Annotated in this window: 20 protein-coding genes; 10 read left to right on the top strand and 10 right to left on the bottom strand. The window is 72.4% G+C overall.

Annotated features, from left to right (window positions below):
- Nucleotides 1–319: DUF6223 family protein (locus tag ACFVYA_RS25540; RefSeq protein WP_387048470.1), on the bottom strand; the 319-nt coding region annotated here is incomplete at its 3' end.
- Nucleotides 320–507: 188 nt separating this feature from the next.
- Between ACFVYA_RS25540 and ACFVYA_RS25535 the strand changes: the two genes are divergently transcribed.
- Nucleotides 508–1,608, top strand: a complete 1,101-nt coding sequence (locus ACFVYA_RS25535) for a sensor histidine kinase (protein WP_285988347.1) — start codon at nucleotides 508–510, stop codon at nucleotides 1,606–1,608.
- Nucleotides 1,605–2,255, top strand: a complete 651-nt coding sequence (locus ACFVYA_RS25530; protein ID WP_387048467.1) for a response regulator — start codon at nucleotides 1,605–1,607, stop codon at nucleotides 2,253–2,255. Before ACFVYA_RS25535 ends, ACFVYA_RS25530 begins: the two co-directional genes overlap by 4 nt.
- Nucleotides 2,256–2,316: 61 nt before the next feature.
- On the opposite strand, the gene ACFVYA_RS25525 is transcribed toward ACFVYA_RS25530, so the two are convergent.
- On the bottom strand, nucleotides 2,317–3,345 hold the full coding sequence (locus tag ACFVYA_RS25525; RefSeq protein ID WP_387048466.1) for a C40 family peptidase: 1,029 nt from the start codon (nucleotides 3,343–3,345) through the stop codon (nucleotides 2,317–2,319).
- 81 nt (nucleotides 3,346–3,426) lie between these two features.
- On the opposite strand from ACFVYA_RS25525, the gene ACFVYA_RS25520 reads away from it, so the two are divergent.
- The 5 genes from ACFVYA_RS25520 to ACFVYA_RS25500 all read left to right on the top strand — a co-directional run bounded on the left by ACFVYA_RS25520 (nucleotide 3,427) and on the right by ACFVYA_RS25500 (nucleotide 7,214).
- Nucleotides 3,427–4,224, top strand: a complete 798-nt coding sequence (locus ACFVYA_RS25520; protein WP_285988350.1) for a biotin--[acetyl-CoA-carboxylase] ligase — start codon at nucleotides 3,427–3,429, stop codon at nucleotides 4,222–4,224.
- An 83-nt stretch (nucleotides 4,225–4,307) separates the two neighbouring features.
- Entirely contained in the window at nucleotides 4,308–4,895 is a 588-nt protein-coding gene (locus ACFVYA_RS25515; protein ID WP_387048464.1) for a PH domain-containing protein, read from the top strand.
- On the top strand, nucleotides 4,895–5,824 hold the full coding sequence (locus ACFVYA_RS25510) for a hydroxymethylglutaryl-CoA lyase (RefSeq protein WP_387048462.1): 930 nt from the start codon (nucleotides 4,895–4,897) through the stop codon (nucleotides 5,822–5,824). The genes ACFVYA_RS25515 and ACFVYA_RS25510 overlap by 1 nt, the downstream gene beginning before the upstream one ends.
- A 155-nt stretch (nucleotides 5,825–5,979) precedes the next feature.
- Nucleotides 5,980–6,954: a TNT domain-containing protein gene (locus ACFVYA_RS25505; protein WP_387048460.1), complete on the top strand. Its 975-nt coding sequence runs from the start codon at nucleotides 5,980–5,982 to the stop codon at nucleotides 6,952–6,954.
- A complete protein-coding gene (locus tag ACFVYA_RS25500) occupies nucleotides 6,954–7,214 on the top strand; it encodes a hypothetical protein (protein ID WP_093948765.1) in 261 nt (86 codons plus the stop codon). The genes ACFVYA_RS25505 and ACFVYA_RS25500 overlap by 1 nt, the downstream gene beginning before the upstream one ends.
- 25 nt (nucleotides 7,215–7,239) lie before the next feature.
- On the opposite strand, the gene ACFVYA_RS25495 is transcribed toward ACFVYA_RS25500, so the two are convergent.
- On the bottom strand, nucleotides 7,240–10,512 hold the full coding sequence (locus ACFVYA_RS25495; RefSeq protein WP_387048459.1) for a GH92 family glycosyl hydrolase: 3,273 nt from the start codon (nucleotides 10,510–10,512) through the stop codon (nucleotides 7,240–7,242).
- A 134-nt stretch (nucleotides 10,513–10,646) separates the two neighbouring features.
- On the bottom strand, nucleotides 10,647–11,432 hold the full coding sequence (gene hisN, locus ACFVYA_RS25490) for a histidinol-phosphatase (RefSeq protein WP_285988355.1): 786 nt from the start codon (nucleotides 11,430–11,432) through the stop codon (nucleotides 10,647–10,649).
- 42 nt (nucleotides 11,433–11,474) lie between these two features.
- Between hisN and ACFVYA_RS25485 the strand changes: the two genes are divergently transcribed.
- Nucleotides 11,475–12,170, top strand: coding sequence for a response regulator transcription factor (locus ACFVYA_RS25485; RefSeq protein ID WP_285994081.1), 696 nt, complete (start codon nucleotides 11,475–11,477; stop codon nucleotides 12,168–12,170).
- A gap of 3 nt (nucleotides 12,171–12,173) precedes the next feature.
- Nucleotides 12,174–13,457: an ATP-binding protein gene (locus ACFVYA_RS25480; RefSeq protein ID WP_285988356.1), complete on the top strand. Its 1,284-nt coding sequence runs from the start codon at nucleotides 12,174–12,176 to the stop codon at nucleotides 13,455–13,457.
- A gap of 27 nt (nucleotides 13,458–13,484) precedes the next feature.
- Here the strand turns inward: ACFVYA_RS25480 and ACFVYA_RS25475 are convergent, their stop codons facing one another.
- From ACFVYA_RS25475 to ACFVYA_RS25450, 6 genes are all read right to left on the bottom strand, one after another.
- A complete protein-coding gene (locus ACFVYA_RS25475) occupies nucleotides 13,485–14,333 on the bottom strand; it encodes an NAD(P)H-binding protein (protein WP_387048457.1) in 849 nt (282 codons plus the stop codon).
- A gap of 10 nt (nucleotides 14,334–14,343) precedes the next feature.
- A complete protein-coding gene (locus tag ACFVYA_RS25470) occupies nucleotides 14,344–14,877 on the bottom strand; it encodes an MFS transporter (RefSeq protein ID WP_387048456.1) in 534 nt (177 codons plus the stop codon).
- Between the two features lie 21 nt (nucleotides 14,878–14,898).
- A complete protein-coding gene (locus ACFVYA_RS25465; protein ID WP_387048454.1) occupies nucleotides 14,899–15,633 on the bottom strand; it encodes an MFS transporter in 735 nt (244 codons plus the stop codon).
- A gap of 244 nt (nucleotides 15,634–15,877) precedes the next feature.
- Nucleotides 15,878–16,405 carry a GtrA family protein gene (locus ACFVYA_RS25460; protein WP_285988360.1) on the bottom strand — a complete coding sequence of 176 codons (528 nt, stop codon included), beginning with the start codon at nucleotides 16,403–16,405 and terminating at the stop codon, nucleotides 15,878–15,880.
- A gap of 38 nt (nucleotides 16,406–16,443) precedes the next feature.
- Nucleotides 16,444–16,953, bottom strand: coding sequence for a GtrA family protein (locus tag ACFVYA_RS25455; RefSeq protein ID WP_285988361.1), 510 nt, complete (start codon nucleotides 16,951–16,953; stop codon nucleotides 16,444–16,446).
- Nucleotides 16,954–16,963: 10 nt separating this feature from the next.
- On the bottom strand, nucleotides 16,964–19,207 hold the full coding sequence (locus ACFVYA_RS25450) for a sigma-70 family RNA polymerase sigma factor (RefSeq protein WP_387048452.1): 2,244 nt from the start codon (nucleotides 19,205–19,207) through the stop codon (nucleotides 16,964–16,966).
- 269 nt (nucleotides 19,208–19,476) lie between these two features.
- On the opposite strand from ACFVYA_RS25450, the gene ACFVYA_RS25445 reads away from it, so the two are divergent.
- Entirely contained in the window at nucleotides 19,477–20,331 is an 855-nt protein-coding gene (locus ACFVYA_RS25445; RefSeq protein WP_387048450.1) for a GGDEF domain-containing protein, read from the top strand.
- Nucleotides 20,332–20,385: the final 54 nt, after the last annotated feature.

Genomic DNA, 20,385 nt, shown 5'->3' with positions numbered 1-20,385 from the left:
GGCGACCACCGACAAAACCGCGCGACCGGGCCATCGACAGCCCGCCGAGGACGAGGGCGGCCACGCCGATCACCAGGTCCACGTAGCCCCCGACGATCCCGTAGCCGGTGCCGGGCCCGCCCTTCGCGGCGGCCACGACCCACCCGCCGATGACGACGGCGGCCAGTCCGCCGGCCAAGGCCACGACGGCTCCCCGGCCGCGGGCCAGTGCCAGCCCGCCCGCGACCACCCCGGCCACTCCGAAGACGACGGCGATCAAGGACCAGAGCCGTCCCGGGGTCAGGTCGTAGGCACTGACCGCGGCGAGGTGGACGTTCATGAGCAGCTCCTTCTCTCGGGTGTTCCGAGAGCATGTCCGCCGGACCCCTCGCCCGTCGTTGTGCCGGAGCAGACACTTCGCGCTGCCGCGGACACCGCAGGGAACCGGCGGGCTACCACGGGCGCAGTAGCCCGGAAATGCTCTTCGCGCGGGACTTCGTCGCGCGGTCACCCGGTTAGGGTTCAGGGGTGAGCCGCGCGCAGATCCTCGACGGGGTGATCGCCGCCGGCGTCGCGGTGGCCCTGGTGGTCGCCGGGCTGTCCGCAACGCACGCGCCGGCGGACCTCGACGTGCTGGGGTACGCCGCACTGGCCGCCGGGGGGCTGGCGCTGGCCGCGCGCCGCCGGGCGCCGATCGCCGTGCTGGCCGTGACCGCGGTCTGCGCGCTCGCCTACCAGGTCGCCGGCTTCGAAGTGCCCGTCGTCGCCTACCTCTTCGCCGTGTACGCCGCCGTCCGGGCGGGACACCGGATCGCCGCGGTCGTCGCTTCGGTGCTCATGCTGGCCGCGGTTCCGCTCGCGCTCCTGGCTTCGGGCGTGGCCGGCACCGGTGCGGCGTTCACGCAGTCGCGGGACGTTCTCCAGATCGCGTGGCTGATCGCCGCCGGGGCGGCGGGGGAGGCGCTGCGCCAGGCCGAGCGCCGGGCCGACGAAGCCGAGCGCACCCGCGAGGAAACCGCGCGGCGGCGCGCGGACGAGGAACGGTTGCACATCGCGCGGGAGCTGCACGATTCGCTCACCCACCAGATCTCCGTCATCAAGGTGCAGGCCGAAGTCGCCGTCCACCTGGCCCGCAAGCGCGGCGAAGACGTGCCCGACGCGCTGCTGGCGATCCGCGACGCCGGCCGCGAGGCGGCGCGGGAACTGCGGGCGACCTTGGAGGCGTTGCGCGACGACGACAAGGATCCGCCGCGCGGGCTCGACGACGTCCCGGACCTCGTGCGCCGCGCCCGGAGCACCGGTCTCGACGCGCAGCTGACGGTCGAGGGCCCGCGCGACGCCGTGCCGGCCGCGGTCGGCCGGACCGCCTACCGGATCGTCCAGGAGTCGCTGACCAACGTCGCCCGGCACGCCGCCGCGGCCACCGCGTCGGTCCGGATCGACCACCGGCCCGGCACGCTGGTCATCCGGGTGGACGACGACGGCCAGGCCACCGTGGACAGTGCGCCGGGCGTCGGCCTGACCGGGATGCGCGAGCGCGTCACGGCGCTGGGTGGCCGGCTCCAGGCCGGGCCTCGCCGCGAAGGCGGCTTCAGCGTCCAGGCCGAGCTGCCGGTGGACCCCACGTGATCCGCGTCCTGCTGGCCGACGACCAGCCGCTGATCCGCAGCGGGTTCCGTGCGCTCCTCGACGTCGAAGACGACATCGAGGTGGTCGCCGAAGCGGGCGACGGCGGCGAGGCGGTGCGGCTCGCGCTGGCGCACCTGCCGGACATCGCGCTCGTCGACGTCCAGATGCCCGGCGTCGACGGCATCGAGGCGACCCGGCGCATCGCGGCGCACCCGGCACTGACCGCGGTGCACGTCGTCATCCTGACCAACTACGGCCTGGACGAGTACGTCTTCGAGGCGCTGCGCGCGGGTGCGGCCGGGTTCCTGGTCAAGGACATCCAGCCGGAGGACTTCCTGCACGCGGTGCGCGTCGCGGCTCGCGGCGACGCGCTGCTGGCGCCGTCGATCACCCGCAAGCTGATCGACCGGTACGTGACCCAGCCGCTCGTCCCCGGCGCGGGGCTGACGGAGCTGACGAACCGGGAACGCGAAGCCGTCACGCTCGTGGCGAGGGGGTTGTCGAACGAGGAGATCGCCGCCCGGATGGTGATCAGTCCGCTCACCGCGAAGACGCACGTCAACCGGGCCATGACGAAGCTGCACGCGCGCGACCGGGCGCAGCTGGTGGTGTTCGCCTACGAATCGGGGCTGGTGGTGCCGCGGTGAGCGAGGTGACGGAAGTGCTGGCCGAGCTCGAGGATCCCAGGATCGGGGTTCGTCAGGTTCGTCAGGCCGGGCGGCCCGCGCCCGCGTAGTCGTCGCCCTTCGAGTGGTACGTGTGGATCTGGATCGCCTGGCCCTCGGTCGGGGCGTTGATCATCAGGCCGTTGCCGAGGTACAGGCCGACGTGGTGGATGCGCGTTGCCGGGCTGCCGTAGAACACCAGGTCGCCCAGGCGCGGCTCCTGCGCCGGCGGGACCGGCGGGAGCGCGCGGAACTGGCTGTCCGCCGTCCGCGGGAGGGCGACGCCCGCGCTGTCGTACGACGCCTTCGTCAGTCCGGAGCAGTCGAAGCCCGCCGCGCCCGCGTCCGGGCCGTTGCCGCCCCAGACGTACGGGAGGCCGAGCTGGCCCAGCGCGAAGCGGGTCGCGCGGACACGCGGCGAGCCCGCCGACGCCGGGTCGAGCGACAGCGTCGCGTACAGCTGCGCCATGCCGAGCACGCGCTGGCGGAACAGCTCGGTGTCGCTGCCCGGGTGGTACGCCGCGATGGCCTTCCACCAGCCGGGGCCGGCGCCGAGGTCGGTGCCGCCCGCGCAGAGGACGCGCCCGGCCGCGACCGGCGCGTCGGAGCCGTACTTCTTGGCTTGCGTCGCGGAGAGGCCCAGCAGGTTGCCGCCGCCCCGGCCGTGGTCGGACGCCGCCGCGCCGACACCCGCGAGTGTGACCCACGAGAGGTGGCACGACGGGTCTTCGCCGCGCAGTGCGAGTTCGCCGTTCGCGTAGCCGATCAGCGCGTCCGCGGGGATGTCGAGGGGCCCGGCCAGCTGGTCGGCCCACTGCTGCAAGGGGCTTTTGCCGCCCTGGCCGGACGCGCCCTGGCCCGGTTCCTGCGCCTTCACCGGTGCACTGACTTCGAGGACCGACGGGCCCGACGCCGCGTCGCGCACCACCGGCGGGGGAGCCGGGACGGCCGCGGGTTCCGGCGACCGGTCGGCCAGCAGCCAGCCCGCCGTCACGAGCCCGGCGACGAGCGGCAGCGCGACCAGACCGCGCAGCGCAGCGCCGCGGGCCCACGAACTCGGCTTCGTCGTCACAGGTTCCAATCTAGAAGAGCGCACCTCTTAGTGAACGAGCGAGTAGCTTGCACGTTAGGGGGGCTCCCATATTGTGGGCACATGCCCGAGATCGACGCTGTCCGGCTCACCACGGCGCTCCAAGATCGTTACGCGAAGGTCGACGTCGTCGAACGCACCGGCTCCACCAACGCCGACCTGCGGAAAGCGCTCGAAGACGGCGCCGCCGACCGGACCGTCCTGCTCGCCGAGGAGCAGACCGCGGGGGTCGGCCGGCGGGCCCGCTCTTGGAGCTCGCCGAAGGGGGCCGGGCTGTACCTGAGCGTCGCGCTCCGGCCGGGTGTCCCCTTCTCGGTGCTCGGCTCACTGTCCGTCGTCGCCGGGCTCGCCGTCCGCGCGGCCGCTGCGTCCGTCGGGGTGGACGCCGTGCTCAAGTGGCCCAACGACGTCCTGGTCGACGGCGCCAAGTGCGCCGGCATCCTCGCCGAGGCCGTCGCCGGGGACGACCCGTCGATCGTGCTCGGCATCGGCCTCAACGTGCTGCCCCTCGGCGACGTCCAGCCGGGCCCCGGCGGGCTGCCCGCGACGTCGCTGGCCGAGCAGGGCGCCACGAACACCGACCGCACCGACGTCGCCGTCGCGCTGCTCACCGGGTTCGACGACCTCGAGCGGCGCTGGCGCCTCGCCGGCGGCGACCTCACCGAGGCCGGGCTGCTCGGCGACTACCGCGCCCACTGCGCGACCCTCGGCCAGGACGTCGAGGTGCAGCTGCCGGACGGGACGTCGCTGACCGGGCGCGCCGCCGACATCGACGCCGCCGGGCAGCTGCAGGTCGACGTGGCGGGCGGGCAGCGGCACACCGTCTTCGCAGGTGACGTGGTCCACGTGCGTCCGGCCTGATTCTTCGGGTGTTGCGCCCACCGCCTCCTCGCTCGCCGGTACGGTGAGACGACACCGCCGCACCGACCTTGGGAGCGTCCGCCGTGGCTTATCCGGACGATTTGCTCAGTGAGCAAGAGCACGTCGTGGTGCACAGTCACCCCCACTTCAAGATGCTGATCTTCCCGACGCTCGCGTTCCTGGTCACGCTGGGCGCCGGCATCTGGCTGGCGCTCCTCGCGAAGGACGCCGGCTCGCCGTGGAACACGGTCGGCCTGATCGCCATCGGGGTCGTGGCGCTCGTGCTGATCGTGTGGCTGTTCCTGGCGCCGCTCGTGCGCTGGCGGACCACTCACTTCATCGTGACGACGGACCGGCTGATCGCCCGCGAGGGCGTCCTCAAGCGCACCGGCATCGACATCCCGATGGGCCGGATCAACAGCGTCCAGTTCGAGCACGGCCTGCTCGACCGGGTCTTCGGCTGCGGCACGCTCATCATCGAGTCGGCGTCGGACGAGCCGTTGCGCTTCGAGGACATCCCGCACGTCGAGAAGGTGCACACGGTCATCTACCGCGAGGTCAACGACAACCCGTACGACGACTACCGGGCGGGTGCCCCGCAGCAGCAGCCCCAGCAGACCACGCCCCTGCCGCCCCAGGGCCGCCCGCCGCGTGGCGAGCGACGCCGCTGATGGGCACGCGCGCACTGGGCCTGCCCGAGCGGGTCCCCTCGGCGGGGGAGCTGCCGGAGTCCGTCACGATCTGGGAGGTCGGCCCGCGCGACGGGCTGCAGAACGAGAAGGCGATCGTCCCGGTCGAGGTCAAGCTGGAGTTCCTCGACCGCCTCGCGGGCGCCGGGCTCACCACGCTGGAGGCGACCAGCTTCGTCCACCCGAAGTGGGTGCCGCAGCTCGCCGACGCCGAGCAGCTGCTGGCCCGGCTCGACCGCCGCGAAGGCGTCCGGTACCCGGTGCTGGTCCCGAACGAAAAGGGCCTGAACCGGGCTCTCGAAGCCGGCGTCGAGCACATCGCGATCTTCGCCAGCGCGACGGAGACGTTCGCGCGCAAGAACCTCAACTCCTCGCTCGACGAGCAGTTCGCGATGTTCGAGCCGGTCGTCACGCGGGCCCGGGAAGCGGGCTTGGCCGTCCGCGGATACCTCTCGATGTGCTTCGGCGACCCCTGGGAAGGCGTCGTGCCGGCGAAGCAGGTCGCCGCCGCCGGCCGCCGCCTGCTGGACATGGGGTGTTCGCAGCTCTCGCTGGGCGACACCATCGGCGTCGCGACGGCCGGGCAGGTCGAAGCGCTCATCGGGCTCTTCGGCGATGTCGGCACTTTGGCCGTGCACTTCCACGACACCTACGGTCAAGCTCTCGCCAACACGCTCGCGGCGCTCCGATGTGGAGTGTCGACTGTGGACTCTTCGGCGGGCGGGCTCGGCGGCTGCCCGTACGCCGAATCGGCCACCGGCAACCTGGCGACCGAGGACCTGGTGTGGATGCTGGAGGGTCTCGGGGTGGCCACCGGTGTCAACCTGGACGCGCTGGTGGCGGCCAGCGTGTGGATGGCGGGACAGCTCGGCCGCCCGAGCCCGTCCCGCGTGGTCGCCGCACTGTGTTGACCGGGGCCGGGGACTCCGCCACCCGGAGCCCCCGAAGGAGAAACTGACCTCGTCGCGCCCCGGGGGAAGGGGTGCGGTATCAAGGGGGACCGGCAGCGCCGCGGCCGCGTCGAACAGCGTGTGCCCCCGGGCACCGACCGAGCCGGAGGATGGGTGTGACCGAGCCTTCCGAGGCGGGCTCCGAACCGGTCGAGGCCGACCTCGACACCGGGCCGGTGCAGCTGCCCGGGTACGGCATGGCGGATTCGGGCGCCTTCGAAGAGGCCCCGACCCCGCCCTCGGGCAACCCCGCGGCCTGGCCGCACGCGGTGTCGCCGCTGCTGCCGCCGTTCCCGCTGCCCCCGGCCCCACCGGCCCCGCCGACGCCGGCCCCGCTGCCGCCGCCGGTGGCCGGGCCACCGCCGGTCGCGGGCCCGCCACCGAACCCGGGGTCGCCCGCACCGCTGCCGCCGCTCGGCTCGCCGCGCAAGGAACGGGAAAGCGTCGTCGCGCTGTTCCTGGTGCACATGTTCCCGATCGGGCACCTGCCGGTGGCGATGGACAAGCCGGCCCGCCAGCTGCCGCTGCCCGACGACCCCGACGGCTTCCCGCCGAACGACCACCCGGACGCCCGGCTGATCTTCGACGACCAGGCCCTGACCAACGTCACCGCGGGCTTCCGCCGCTCACCGACCGCGCCGTCGCGGCCGGTGCCGCGGCACCTCACCGACGGGTACGTGCCGTACGCGCGCGCCACCCAGGCGGTCTGGATCCGCCGGTTCGTCGTCGGGCACAGCGATCTCGGCCCCGAATACGCGTGGCCACCGGGCGAGCAGTTCCCCGAGAGCAGCGTGGACTGGCCCGAGCCGGTGATGGTCCCGGCCGACACGGTCCTCGACCGCTTCGGCCCGGCCTACGGGCGGGTGCTCTTCGCCGACGGCACGCCGTTCGCGGAACGCTCCCTGCCACCCGCGTTCCTCGACGCCGAATACCGCCGGTACGTCGTGGTGCGCAAGGTGCCGATGTGGCGCTCGGAGACCGCGAACTGGTTCGGGCAGGTCGGCGGCGGCACGCGGTACCGTGCCCTGCTGGCGGCCGACGAACTGGTGACCCTCGGCTACCTCGCCGAGGCCAAGGGGGAAGAGGACTGATGAACACCCAGTCGATCCAGCGGTGGCTCGGCGTGCTGGGCGTGCCGCCGGAGGTCGTCTCGCTCGGCACCGAGGTCGACAACGCCTGGTGCCTGATGCAGGGCGAGGACGAGGCGTGGGAGGTGTTCTGGCGCGAGCAGGGCAACCGCTACGACTGGGCGCGGTTCACCAGCGAACAGGTGGCGTGCCACTACCTGTTCGGCCGGCTGGCCTGGGCCCAGGTCGCCCGCGGCGCCGTCGGCCTGCTGCCCGGGTCGTGACGGACGCACGACCCGGGCCGCCCGGTCAGCTCACGGCGTAGGTGAAGATGTGCTCCTGACCCGCGCCGGTGGCGGTGGGCAGGGTGATGCCGCGAACCTGCTTGGCCGGGTCCAGGGCGATCGGGGCCGTCGCGAACAGGTATGACGTGTATGGCCGCTGCAGCCGGAACATGTACCTCGGGAACGCCGAATTCACGTACGGCACCTTCGCGACCACCGTGTTCCCGAACTGCGGCGTCTCCGCACCGCCCTTCAGCAGCCACTCCGACAGCCCCAGAGAAGCTTGCTGCGTCGAGCCGTCGGTGTAGGTGACCGTCACCGTGCCCTGGGCGTCGGCGCCGGTCGCCGCGCCGAGGAACGACAGCTTCGCCGCCCCCGCCGGCGCGTCCACCGCAAGCGTTTGCCCCGCCGCGATCACGTTGTCCGGCGACCCCGTCGGGCTCGACGGCCAGCGGTACTGCTGCCCGTTCGCGGTCACCGTCCCACCCGGCGTGATGCCGTTGGCGGCGAACCCCTGCGCCGAGTAGGAGAACGCGAACCCACCCGGGTAGAGGTCGGTCTCGCCGAAGTCGCCGTACTGGACGAGCCGGTCGTCGGTGACGCCGACGTTCGTGTTCGCCGCGTGGAGCGTGCCCGGCTTTCCGACCGTCACCGGCAGGTACGCGGGCACCGGTTGCCCGCTGAAGCTCACCGGCACGCTCGTGTACGCGTCCGGCATCCCGGCCGTAGCGGTGACCTTCACCTGCTGCGCGGCGGTCCCGTGCGCGCCCACGGTGAGCGTGCCGCTCGACGGCGTCACGGTGATCCCCGCCGGTGGCTTCGCCTGCCAGGACACCGTGCCCGCACCGGTGATGCCCTCGGCGGTCACCGTGGCGCTGGTGTTTCCGCCCGGCGCGACCACGACGCGGCCGGGGCCGACGCGGCCGCGCACCGGGACCTCGCCGTCGCGGAACGACGGCGGGGCGTCCGAGGCCGCCGAACCCCACGACGTCGGCGACGCGCCGAGGGTGAAGTCCAGCCGTCCGCCGTTCACCGCGAAGGATTCGGGAAGCCACGGCTTGGTGCTCGGCCGGCCGTTCACCTGCAGGTTCCTCACGTACTTCACCGAGCTGGACGCGCCGGGCGCGGTGATCGCGATCCGCTGCCCGGTCGCCCGCGTCAGCGTGATCTTCGGGAACATCGGGCTGGCCAGGACCAGTTCCGCGCGCCCGGGCGCCTCCGGGTACATGCCGAGCGCGGCGAAGACGTACCACGCCGACGTCGCACCGAGGTCGTCGTTGCCGGGCAGGCCGTCCTCGCCCGGCTTGAACAGCAGCTCCGCCGAGCGCCGCACGATGTCCTGCGTCTTCGAAGGCGCGCCCGCGTAGGCGTACTCCCACGGCACCTCGAACGACGGCTCGTTCGACATGAACGCGTACGGCGAACTGGCGTCGCTGTTCAGCTTCGTGAAGAAGAAGTCGAGACGCTTCTTCACGGCTTCGTTGCCGCCCATCGCGTCGAAGAGGCCGCGGACGTTGTACGGCACCATCCACGTGTACTGCGCCGCGTTCCCCTCCTGGTAGCGCATCTCCTGGTACTGCGCGGGATCGAACGGCGAAAGGAACTGGCCGTCGCGCATCCGGGTCTGCAGGTAGCCGGTGGCCGGGTTGTAGACGTTCTCCCAGTACTGGGCGCGGGCCATGAACTGCTGGTAGGTGCTCTTCTGGCCCAGCCGCTGGGCCAGCTGCGCGATGCCGAAGTCGGCCGTCGTCTCCTCGAGCATGTCCGAGACGTTGTTGGGGTGGTAGCCCAGCGTCAGGTAGTCCGACAGGCCGGGGCGTTCGAGCGCGCGTTCGCCCGCCTGCTGGACGCGGGTGGCGCCGCCGACCATCGACTTCAAGGCACTGCGGGCGTCGAAGTCCGTGGCGCCGAAGGCGTACGTGCTGGCGATGATCGAGTGGTACGGGTCCCCGCCCATCACGCCCATGAAGTCGTTGTTCTGCGACCAGCGGTCCCAGATCCCGCCGGCCTGGTCGGCCTGGTTGAGCATCGACTGCGCCATGTCGGCGGCCTCGTGCGGGGCGAGCAGCGACAGCAGCTGGACCTCGTCGCGGTAGGTGTCCCAGCCGGAGAAGTTCGCGTACTGGGCGTGACCTGGTTTCGTGTGGTGGATCGCCTTGTCGAAGCCGGGATAACGACCGTCCACATCGGAAAAGACGTTGGGCTGCAGCAGCGTGTGGTACAGCGCGGTGTAGAACGTCCTGGTCGCCGCGTCCGTGCCGCCTTCGACGGCGATCTGGCGCAGCCGGTCGTTCCACGTCCTGCGTGCGTTGCCCTTCACGGTGTCGAAGGAGTCGTGCCGCTGTTCCAGCGCGGCGTTGAGCCGGGCGCCCGCGGCGTCCACGTAGGACAGTCCGACGCGCACCTGGACCGGGTTCGCCGGGTCGAAGGTCAGGTAGGCGCCGGAGCCGCCCTCGGCGGTGACGACCTGCTTGTCCCACGTCGTCTTGCTCAGGTTGCCGCCGCGGGCGCCGGTCCCGCCGGGCGTCACGGTCGCGTCCTGCCAGGTCCCGGACGTGGTGAACGGCTGGTCGAAGGTGGCCTGGAAGTAGACCTTGTAGGTGTTCGGGCCGCGGCAGAAGTGGCCGCTGGAGACCCAGCCTTCGACCGTGCGCCGTGCCGGGTCCACGGTCACGGCGGCGTCGTCGCTGCCCATCGCGGACTGCGCGACGTCGATCAGCAGGGTGGCGGGCGAGTTCTTCGGGAAGGTGAAGCGGCCCAGGCCGGAGCGCTGGGTGGCGGTGAGCTCGGTGGTGATGCCCGAGTCGGTCGTCACCTTGTAGTAGCCGGGTGACGCCGATTCGTTCGCGTGGCTGAAGGTGGGGAAGTACTTCGTCGCGTCGACGGCGGGGGAGGTGGTCAGGGTGCCGGCGAACGGCAGGAACGGCACGTCACCCGCCGCGCCACCGCAGCCGGCACCGTTGAAGTGGGTGAGGCTGAAACCGCGGAGGCGGTTCTCTTCCCAGGCGTAGCCGCCGTCGCGGTCGCGGGCGTAGTAGCGGCCCTGGCCGGCGGGTGGTTTGGGCTGCAGCGGCGTGTCCGGGCTCCACTGCACCATGCCGAAGGGGACGTCGGCGCCGGGGAACGTGTCGCCGGCGTAGGTGTTGGTCTCGGGGGTGTCGCCGGCCTTCGCGCCGACGAACGGGTTGACGTACGCGGCGAAATCGCGGTTCGCGGGTTCGGCGTTCGCGGGGGCGGGGCTGGTCAGGCTGACGGTGACGAGGGGGACGATCAAAGCCGCGGTGACGACTCTGCGCATGCTCTTCCTCCCGGGGTGAGCGGATCAGCCGGGTTGACAACGTTGTCAGAAAACCGGGTGACCCGGCGAGCACCCGGAGTGAACCACTGCTGGTTCAGACCGGTCAAGAAGTGCCCGCCAAGCGGCCCATCCCGTCAGCGCTTCAGGATCGCCAGCGCTGCCTCGTGGAGGTGGCCGTTCGTCGAGAGCGCGCTCCCGTTGTCGTAGCGTCCGGCACCGTCCAGATCGCTGAACCGGCCACCCGCCTCGGTCACGATCACCTGCGCGGCCGCGACGTCCCACGGGTTGACGATGCACTCCGCCGCCACGTCCAACGCGCCCTCGGCCACCAGCACGTGGTGCCAGAAGTCGCCGAACGCCCGGGTCTCCCAGCACGCGTCCACCAGGCCGAGGTACTTCTCGCGCGAGTGGTACTCGGTCCAGGAATTGAGGTCCGTTGTGGACAGATAAGCGTCCGAAAGGGACGAAACCTTCGAAACCGACAGCCGGCGGGTGCCGGCCGAGTCGCTCGAGAACGCCCCGCCGCCCGAAGCCGCCCACCAGCGGCGGCCCAACAAGGGCGCGCTGATCAGGCCGACGACCGGGTCGCCGTCCTCCACGAGGGCGATGAGGGTCGCCCAAACGGGTACTCCTCGCAGGAAGTTCTTGGTCCCGTCGATCGGGTCGAGCACCCACGCGCGGCCCGCCGCGGCCGAGCCGCCGCGCTCCTCGCCGAGCACCGCGTCGTCCGGGCGCTCGGCCGCCAGCAGCGCGCGGATCGCGTCCTCGACCGCGGTGTCGGCGTCGGTCACCGGGGTGCGGTCGGGCTTGCGCTCCACCGCCAGGTCCAGGGCGCGGAACCGCGCCGTCGTGATCGCGTCGGCGGCGTCGGCCAGTCGGGTGGCGAGAGCCAGATCATCTTCGTAGCCAGGCACGGTCACGATGGTTTCACGCCCGTGAGCCGTAGAGTTGGCCAGGTGAGCATGGTCCTACTCGCCGAAGACGATCCGGCTATCGCCGAACCGCTCTCCCGCGCCCTCGAACGTGAGGGATACGAGATCCACGTCGTCACCGACGGCCCTTCGGTGCTCGACGCCACCGCCGCTCAGCGCGTCGACCTGCTCGTGCTGGACCTCGGTCTGCCCGGGATGGACGGTCTGGAGGTCTGCCGCCGCCTGCGCGCCGCCGGCACCGAGCTGCCCGTCCTGATGCTCACCGCCCGCACCGACGAGGTCGACTTCGTCGTCGGCCTGGACGCGGGCGCCGACGACTACGTCGCCAAGCCGTTCCGGCTCGCCGAACTGCTCGCCCGGATCCGCGCGCTGCTGCGCCGGCGGGTGCCCGACGTCCTGGAGGCCGGTGGGGTGCGGATGGACCTCGGCGCCCGGCTGGTGACCGTGGACAACCACGAAGTCCAGCTGGCGAACAAGGAGTTCGAGCTGCTGCGGGTGCTGATGACCCGGGCCGGGCAGGTCGTCAGCCGCGACGAGATCCTCGCCGAGGTCTGGAACGACCTCGAGTCGAAGACGTCCAAGACGCTCGACATGCACATGTCGTGGCTGCGCCGGAAGCTCGCCATCGCCGCCGACGAGGCCGCCGGCCGCACCAGCAAGACCCACGACGGCGAGCGGCGGATCGCGACCGTCCGCGGCGTCGGCTTCCGCTTCAACGCCGAATAAGCCGTGCGCCGCCGCATCCTGCTGGCCATCCTGCTGGCCGTGGCCGTCACCGCGGCCGTCCTCGGCATCCCGCTGGGCATCGTGGCGAGCTGGCAGATCGAGTCGAGCTACCGCGAGACCCTGGCCGAGAACGCCCGCGCGGCGGCCGCGATCCTCGACACCGAAATCGCCAACGGCCAGGAGATCGACCTCGACCAGGTGCGCGCCGCCGTCCCGGCGAACGGGCTGCTGACCGTCCGGGCGAGTGGCCAGACGGAGAAGCGCTACGGCAGCAGCCCGGGCACCGACACCGTCACCGAGACCGCCGACCTCGCCCGCGACGGCAAGGTCGAGATCGCCGTCCCGGCCGGCCCGATGCACGAGCGGCAGACGACGGTGACGCTGGTCGTCGTGCTGCTGGTGCTGCTGTCGGTGGGCACCGGCGCGGTCGTCGCGATCGCGACGGCCAGACGGCTCGCGAAGCCGCTGCGGCACGTGGCCGAACGCGCGGCCCGGCTCGGCGGCGGCGACTTCCGGCCCGACCCGAGCCGCTACGGCGTCGGCGAGCTCGACATGGTCGCCGAAGCGCTGGACGCGTCCGGCACCGCGCTGGCCCAGCTCGTGCAGCGGGAACGCCAGCTCGTCGGGGACGTCTCGCACCAGCTGCGCAGCCGGCTGACGGCGTTGCAGCTGCGGCTGGAACCGCTCACGGTCCACCCGGACGACGAGGTGGCCGACGAGTCGAAGGCGGCCCAGGAGCAGGCGGACCGGCTCGCCGAGGCACTGGACGAGCTGCTGGCGGCGGCCCGCGCGGCGCGCGAGGTCGGCGCGGAACCGGTGGACCTGCCGACGCAGCTGCCGGCGATGGCGCAGGAGTGGCGCGAGCTGCTCCGCTCGGAGGGCCGCAACTTGCGGACGCGCGTGGCCGACGGCCTGATGGCGCGGGCCACCCCGGGACGGCTCCGCGAGGTCATCGGCGTGCTGCTGGACAACGCGCTGCGCCACGGCTCGGGCACGGTGACGCTCATCGCCCGCCGCGGCGACGCCGAGGGCACGGTCGTGATCGAGGTGAGCGACACCGGCCCCGGCGTCCCGGACGAGCTCGCGCCGCACATCTTCGAACGCGGCTTCTCCGGCGGCGGCTCGACGGGCGTGGGGCTGGCCTTGGCCCGCGCCCTGGTCGAGGCCGACGGCGGCCGCCTCGAGCTGTCGAACCGCCGTCCGGCGGTGTTCAGCCTGTTCCTCAAGGTGCCACGGCCGACCGACGTCCCCGAGGTGCGCTGGCCGGCCGAGCGCGTCCCGCGTTAGGACGCGCTCGGCCGGACCTCCTCCTCGTCACTCCTGGTGGCGGTACGCGGACGCGTTCTCCCGTGCCCAGGTCGCGAAGGTCAGCGGCGGCCGGCCGAGCAGTCGCTCGACGGTGTCGAAGACGACGCGTTCGTGCGGAGCGGACTCGCGCTTGAGGGCGAAGAGGCCGTCGACGGCCTTCGCGGGCCAGCCGAACATCCGGATCAGGCGCTCCTTCGCGGCGCTTTCGGTCTCTTCGACGTACTTCAGCGGCCGGCCGATCGCCTCGGACAGGATGGCGACCTGCTGCTCGGTGGTCAGGGCTTCGCCGCCGGTGAGCTCGTAGGTCGCGCCTTCGTGGCCGGGTGTCGTCAGCACGAGGGCCGCGACCGCGGCGATGTCCCGGACGTGGATCAGCGCGGACGGCGGGTCGGTGTCGGGCACGTACACGGCGTTCTCTTCGCGGATCGAGCCGATCCAGGCGAACCGGTTGTCCATGAAGGCCCCGGGTCGCAGGATCGTCCAGGCCGGCCCGGCTTCGCGGACCGCCTGCTCGGCTTCGGCGTGGGTGCGGCTGACCGGGTCATTCTGTCCGAAGTGGACACCCGTGGTGGACAGCTTGACCAGGTGGGTGACACCGGCCTGTGCGGCGGCCCGGGCGGCGGCCGCTTCCCGGTCGGCGCTGTGGCCCTGGCTCAGCACGAACACGCGGTCCGCGCCGGCCAGCAGGGCGGGCAGGTCCGAGGTGTCGAGGTCCCCGCGGACCACTTCGGCGCGCGGGTCGATCCGGGCCTTCGCCGGGTCGCGGGTCAGCGCGCGGACTTCTGCGCCGGCGTCGAGCAGGGCGGGGACGAGGTGGCGGCCGACCTTGCCGGTGGCGCCGATGACGAAGATCATCGTGGTTCTCCTATCGGGAAAGCGTGACGTGGGGGAGCGCGAACGCCGTGACGAGGCCGAGCGCGAGCACGGGCAGCAGCGCGAGGAACACGCCGTGGGTGCCGGCGTGGTAGGCGAAGCCGAGCGCGACCGGGCCGAGGGCCGAGCCGAGCGCGCGGGCGAGGTTGACGCCGGCGGCGACCGCGCCGCGGTCCGCGGCGGGCGCGGTGTTCTGCGTGGCCATGGCGAGGACCTGCAGGTTCAGCCCGGCCGCGAAACCGAAGACGACCAGGCAGCCGAGCACCAGCGGCAGCGTGTGCGCGGTGAGCAGGCCGAGCACCGCGAGCAGGCCGAGCGCCATGCTCGACCGCGGCGCCCAGCGGTAGGCGCCGGTGCGGGCGATGACTTTGCTCGCGACGACGGAGGAGAGCGATACGGCGAGCGTCATGGGCAGCAACCGCAGCCCGCCTTCCGCCGGGCCGGCGTCGGCCTGCAGGAAGACCGCGATGTAGTTGATCGAGCCGAGGAACGCGAACCCGGCGAGCACGCTGAGCAGCACGGACACGGTGAACGTCCGGTCGCGGAACTACCGCAGGGGCAGCACCGGCGCTTCGGCCCGCCGTTCGACGACCACGAACACCACGGCCGCGGCCGCGCCGAGCGCGATCGACCACGGCGTGAGCAGGGTGAACCCGGTGATCGCCGTGCCGAGCAGGAGCACACCGGCGAAGTCGAACGGCGCTTCCCGGCGCCGTCTCGGCAGGTCGAGCGTCTTGAGGCAGGCCAGGGCGACGAGCCCGAGCGGCAGGTTGACCAGGAAGATCGACCGCCACCCGGCGAGCCCGGTGAGCAGCCCGCCGACGACCGGACCGGCGAGCGACGCGACGGCGAAGCAGATCGAGAACCAGCCGAAGTACTTCGCACCTTCGCGAGGCGTGAACATCTCGCCGAGCGAAGCGCCGACGGAGACGAAGAGGCCACCGGAGCCGGCACCCTGCAGCACGCGCCCGGCGATCAGGAACGCGGCCGACGGAGCCAGGCCGCAGGCGAGCGAGCCGAGCAGGAAGAGGGCGAGCGCGCCCAGGAGCACGCGTTTGCGGCCGAAGACGTCACCGAGCTTGCCGTACAGGGGCGCGGTGGCGCTGCCGGCGAGCAGGTAGGCGGTGGTGACCCAGGCGTAGGCGCCGGTCCCGCCGAACTCGGCGGCGATCCGGGGGAGTGCGGTGGCGACGACCTGGGCGTCGAGCATCGCGAGGAAAACGGACAGGAACAGGCCCGTGAGGGCGGGTTTCAGGGCGCGCGAGGGCGCGATCGTGCTCAAGAGAAAGACCTTGTTTCGTCAGAAGGGACGAGAGGTGCGGACGGCGCGCGAAAACACGCCGACGTCGAGTCGGGAAAAGGCTTCATCGTCATCCGCGGACGGATGCGACCTCTTCGCGCTCGGAAACCACCTCGAATCGTCCCGCTCGCCCGGCCGAACCCGGACGGCGTCCTCACGAAGGAACACTGACGAGGATGACTCTAGACAACTACATGTCAAAAGACAAGTACTTTTGCGTGTCCGGTCAGGGGAGGCGGGTGACCTGGTCGTTGTCCCGCCGCCGCTCGCCCAGCTCGTCCGGGAACACCCACTTCTTGAAGCCCCAGAAGCGGAAGAACATGGCCATCAGCATGCCGATGATCGAGCCGCTCGCGAAGTCCGCGATTTCCTGCACCAGGAACGTCACGTGCGGGACTTCGAGGTCGAGCACGTACCGCGAGACGATCAGGGGGATCAGGTTGACGCCGACCGCGATGCCGCTGATGACGAAGAACAGGGCCGCTTCGTGGTGCCGTTCGCGCCCGCCGCGGGTCCGGAAGGACCACTCGCGGTTGAGGATGTAGGACACGATGGTCGCGACGATGATCGCGATCGCCTTCGCCGTCGTCGGTTTCGGCTCCAGCACGGTCAGCTTCAGCGCGTACCAGACGCCGTTGTCGACCAGGAACGTCGTGCCGCCCACGATCGCGAACTTCAGCAGCTCCCGGTGCTTGATCAGCACCGAACGCAGTGGCTCCGGCGTGCGCTTGAGCACGGTTTCCACAACGGTCACACCACGCAGTCTAGGAGCACACCGCGTTGACCTGTGGTTCAGGCGGCCTTGCTGCCGTGAATGTCCGGATCTTCGACGCTTTCGGCGGGCACCGCGCGGGGGCGGCCGATCGCGTCGGGGAAGACCCATTTCTTGAAGGCCCACCACCGGAACAGCGTGCCCAGCAGCGTGCCGATGACGATGCCGCTGACGAAGTCGGCCACCTCGACGCCGAACGGCGACAGCCGCGGCGCCTGCAGGTCCAGCACGTACCGGGAGAACCACTGCGGCAGCGCGTTCAGGCCCAGCGCGACCCCGCTGAACAGGAAGAACAGCGCGGCCTCGTGCGCGCGCTCCCGGCCACCGCGGGTGCGGAACGACCATTCGCGGTTGGCGACGTAGGAAAAGATCGTCGCGACGAGGACGCCGACGATCAGCGCCGTCACCGGGTGGGTCCGCAGCACGGTGAACTTCAAGCCGTAGTTGACGGACATCGTGATCACGAAGCTGATCCCGCCGACGACGGCGAAGCGGAGGAGCTCGCGATGCTTCTTCAGCAGCTCGCGCACCGCGCGGACGCTACCCCGTCAGCCAGCCGAAAACCTTCGCGGGGCTGACCGTCGGCGGCTTGGCGCCGGGCTTCCCGCCGGACCGCGGTGGTGCGCTCGTCGTGGTCGAGGCCGCCGGCGGCTCGCTCGACGGCTCGTCGGTGTCCGTCGTCGTCGCCGGTGGCTTCGACGTCGGCTTCGTCGGCGTCGGCTTCGGCCTGGACGGAGTCGGCGTGGGGATCGACGGGATCGTGGGCGTGGGCAGCGGATCCTGGCCGCACCAGTGGCGCCAGCAGCCGAAGTCCACGGTCACCGGCGCCGCCGCCGCCCGGCCGAGCTGCGCGGTGATCGTCACCCGGCCCCCGTCGGGACGGCCCTGCAGCCGCACCCACAGGTTGACGTGCTGACCCGGCGCCACCGCGCTCTTCGTCGTGCAGCTCGCGCCGTCGACGGTCGTCGTGCAGGGGAAGCCGCGCAGGCTCCACCACTGCTTGAGCGGGTGGTCGAAGGTGACCGTGACCGGCTTGGTCGTCTCGCCGGTGTTGCGGACCCGCACGTAGACCAGCGGGTGGTGGTTCCAGGGGAACGCCGACAGCCCGTCGCCCTGGGCTTCCAGGATCACGGCGTCCGGCGGGAGCTTCACGGTGACCTTGACGCTCACGTCGACGGAGATCTGCACGCCGGCCGTGACCGACCCGGTCACCGTGCCGCCCTCGGCGTCTTCGCCGGCCTGCAGCCGGAAGTTCAGCGTCGCGCTCTGGCCGGGTTGCAGGCCGTCGCCGGTCTTGCAGGTGACCGTGCCCTCGCCGCCGGGGCAGTTCACCGAGATCGGGCCGGGGGTGTCCGCGCGCGCCAGCGGTGCGCCGCCACCGCCGGTGTCGACCGCGCGCACCCCGCGCGGCAGCTTCAGCGCGACGGCCACCGGTTCGGACACACTCCCGCCGTCGTTGCGCACGGTGATCGGCAGGTTCGTCGCGGTGCCCGGGCTGAGCTCGACGCCGCCCGGCGGGGTCGTCGCCGACATCGACGGCGGCGCCGGGGCGGGTGGGGCCGGGGCGGGGGCGGGTGACGGTGCGGGGGCGGGGGGCGCCACCGGCGGCGGAGCGGGCTCGACCGGCGGGGCCTCGGGCGGCGCGGGCGGCTGGGGTGCCGGGGGCTGGGGCGCCGGGGGTGCCGGCTGCTGCGGTTCGGGCGGTGCCGGAGGCGGCGGCTTCGGGGCCGGTGGTTCGACCTGCTGGGCCGGTGGCGGCACCGAGGCGGCGACCGGGACCTCCTGCGTCCCGCCGCCCGCGGTGAGCGCGACGACGACGGCCACGACGATCGCCGTACCCGAGGCGGCGACGCCGGCGAACTGGCGGGGCCCCGCGGCGGCGGCTCCCGCACCCGCGCCGGCCTTGCCGCCGGCCGCCGCGGCACCGGCGGCGGCTGCTCCCGCGGTGGCCGCGGTGGCCGCGCTCGCCTTCGCGGCGCCGATGGTGGCGAGGTAGCCCAGCGCGGCGCCGCCGAGGACGATCGGGGCGATGATCGCGCGCAGCCCGCCGTTGACGTCGGCCAGCTCCGCGGCCAGTGCCCGGCACCGGTCGCACTCGTCGAGGTGGCTCTCGACCTGGGCGCGTTCGCGTTTGGACAGCCCGTCGCGGGTCCACGCGCCGAGCCGCTCGGCGCAGGCGCGGCAGCGTTCCTCGGCGTTCTCCTGCAGGTGGACCTGCAGATATGCCTGGCGGAGCCCCTCGCGGGCGCGGTAGGCGAGCGCGGAGACGCCGTTCGCGGTCAGGCCCAGCAGCGGCGCGACCTCGGCCGGGCTCTGCTGCTCGATCTCGGTGTGCCAGAGCACCGCCTGCCAGCGCTCGGGCAGCCGCGCGAACGCCTTGGCGGCCATCGTCCGCTCGAGCCCGGCGACCGCGGTGTCGGAGAACGGCACGGTCAGCGCCTCCGTCGCGGCACCGCCGACCTCGGTCATGTCCTCGTTGAGGTCGACCCGGCGCTCCTTGCGGGTGCGGTCGTAGGCGGTGTGACGCAGCGCGGTCAGCAAGTACGCCCGGAAGGCTGTATCCGGGCCCTTGCCGCCACGGAGCGTGTCGAGAACCTTGGCGAACGCCTCGGACACGAGGTCGTCGGCTTCGGAGCTGGAGCGGGCCAGCTGGCGGGCCAGATTGCGGGCCGCGCCGGTGTGCCGTTCGTAGAGCGTGCCGTACGACGCGATCTTCCCGGAGCGGACTTCCGCAATCAGCTCGGAGTCACTCTTTCCGCTGAGATCGGCGGGAACGGTGGACACGGCACTCCTCGGTCGGCTAGGGCCAGGACCTGCTATTACAGGCCGATCCCGGACGCGAGACCAGTGTGACTGACCCACCTCCGGCGGTCACGTCGTGGTCGGCGTGATGACTCCGACGGCGGAGCAAAATCACCCACCCCCGGCCCCGGCCGGGGAAAGCTTCCCGACAAAAACCGCTCAGTACGCGTCACGGTGCCCATCGGGGTACGTCCTCATCGTGAAGCGACGGACAAGATCGCTGCGAACCGGACGAAAGGGGCGGGTGGCCAGTGGATGTTCCGGCTACGCGCCCCGGCTCCGATAACGCCCCTGACACCCCGCCGACGCAGGCCGAGCGGGACGCGTCCCTGCGCGCGCTGCGGGCCCGCTGGCGCACGGCCAGCGTCGCCGCGGGCTGGCGGTTTCCCAGTGACTGGGCCCTGCCCGAGGTCGACGCCGTCTGCGCGGCGGTGATGGCGAAGGGCCGCGTCGAAGCCGCCGAAACCGCGCTGGCCGGGCTGGCCAGGGCCCGGGCGGCGGCCGGTGCGGGGCTGGCGGAGACCCTCGCCGACCTGGCCGCGCTGCACGCCGTGCTCGGCCACGGCGGCGATGGGTTCGTCACGACGGACGTCGACGCCACGCCGGCGCGGCTGCTCCGGACCACCGCGCTGGCCTGGGCGGACGTGGCCACCGACCAGCTCGTGCACACCGAGGTCACCGACTCGCTGACCGGCCTGCCCACGGCGGCCTACCTGCGCACCCGGCTCGCGGAGCTCTACCGCGCCGCCACCGCGCGGGAGCGGCCGGCCGCCGAGGACCACGTGCTGCTCGTCGTCTCGCTCGACCTCACCGCCGTCGCCGGGTTCCCGCGGCTGACCGGGATGATCCTGGTGGCGGACGCGCTGCGGACCGTGTTCGACAGCGGGCAGAGCGTCGCTTCGCTGGGGCCGTCCGTCGTCGCGGCCCTGGTCCCGAAGGACGAGCGGGTCGCTTCGCACGGCGTCGCGCTGCGAAGGGCGTTGCACGAGCGGCTGTCGGTCGACACCCAGCTGGCTGACGTGGGCAGACCCCGTGTTTCGGCGGTGCGGCTGCCGGCCACGCACGAGCTGGCCTGCGACCTGCTGGCCCACCTGGCGCGCGCGTAGAACACCGGAAGAGCCCGGTTCGGCCCGGACCCTTCCGACCGGGAGCGGGCCGGT

This window comes from Amycolatopsis sp. NPDC058278 (assembly GCF_042881395.1).
In the GTDB taxonomy this organism is placed as follows: Bacteria; Actinomycetota; Actinomycetes; order Mycobacteriales; family Pseudonocardiaceae; genus Amycolatopsis.
This window is presented reverse-complemented; position numbering and strand designations above follow the sequence as displayed.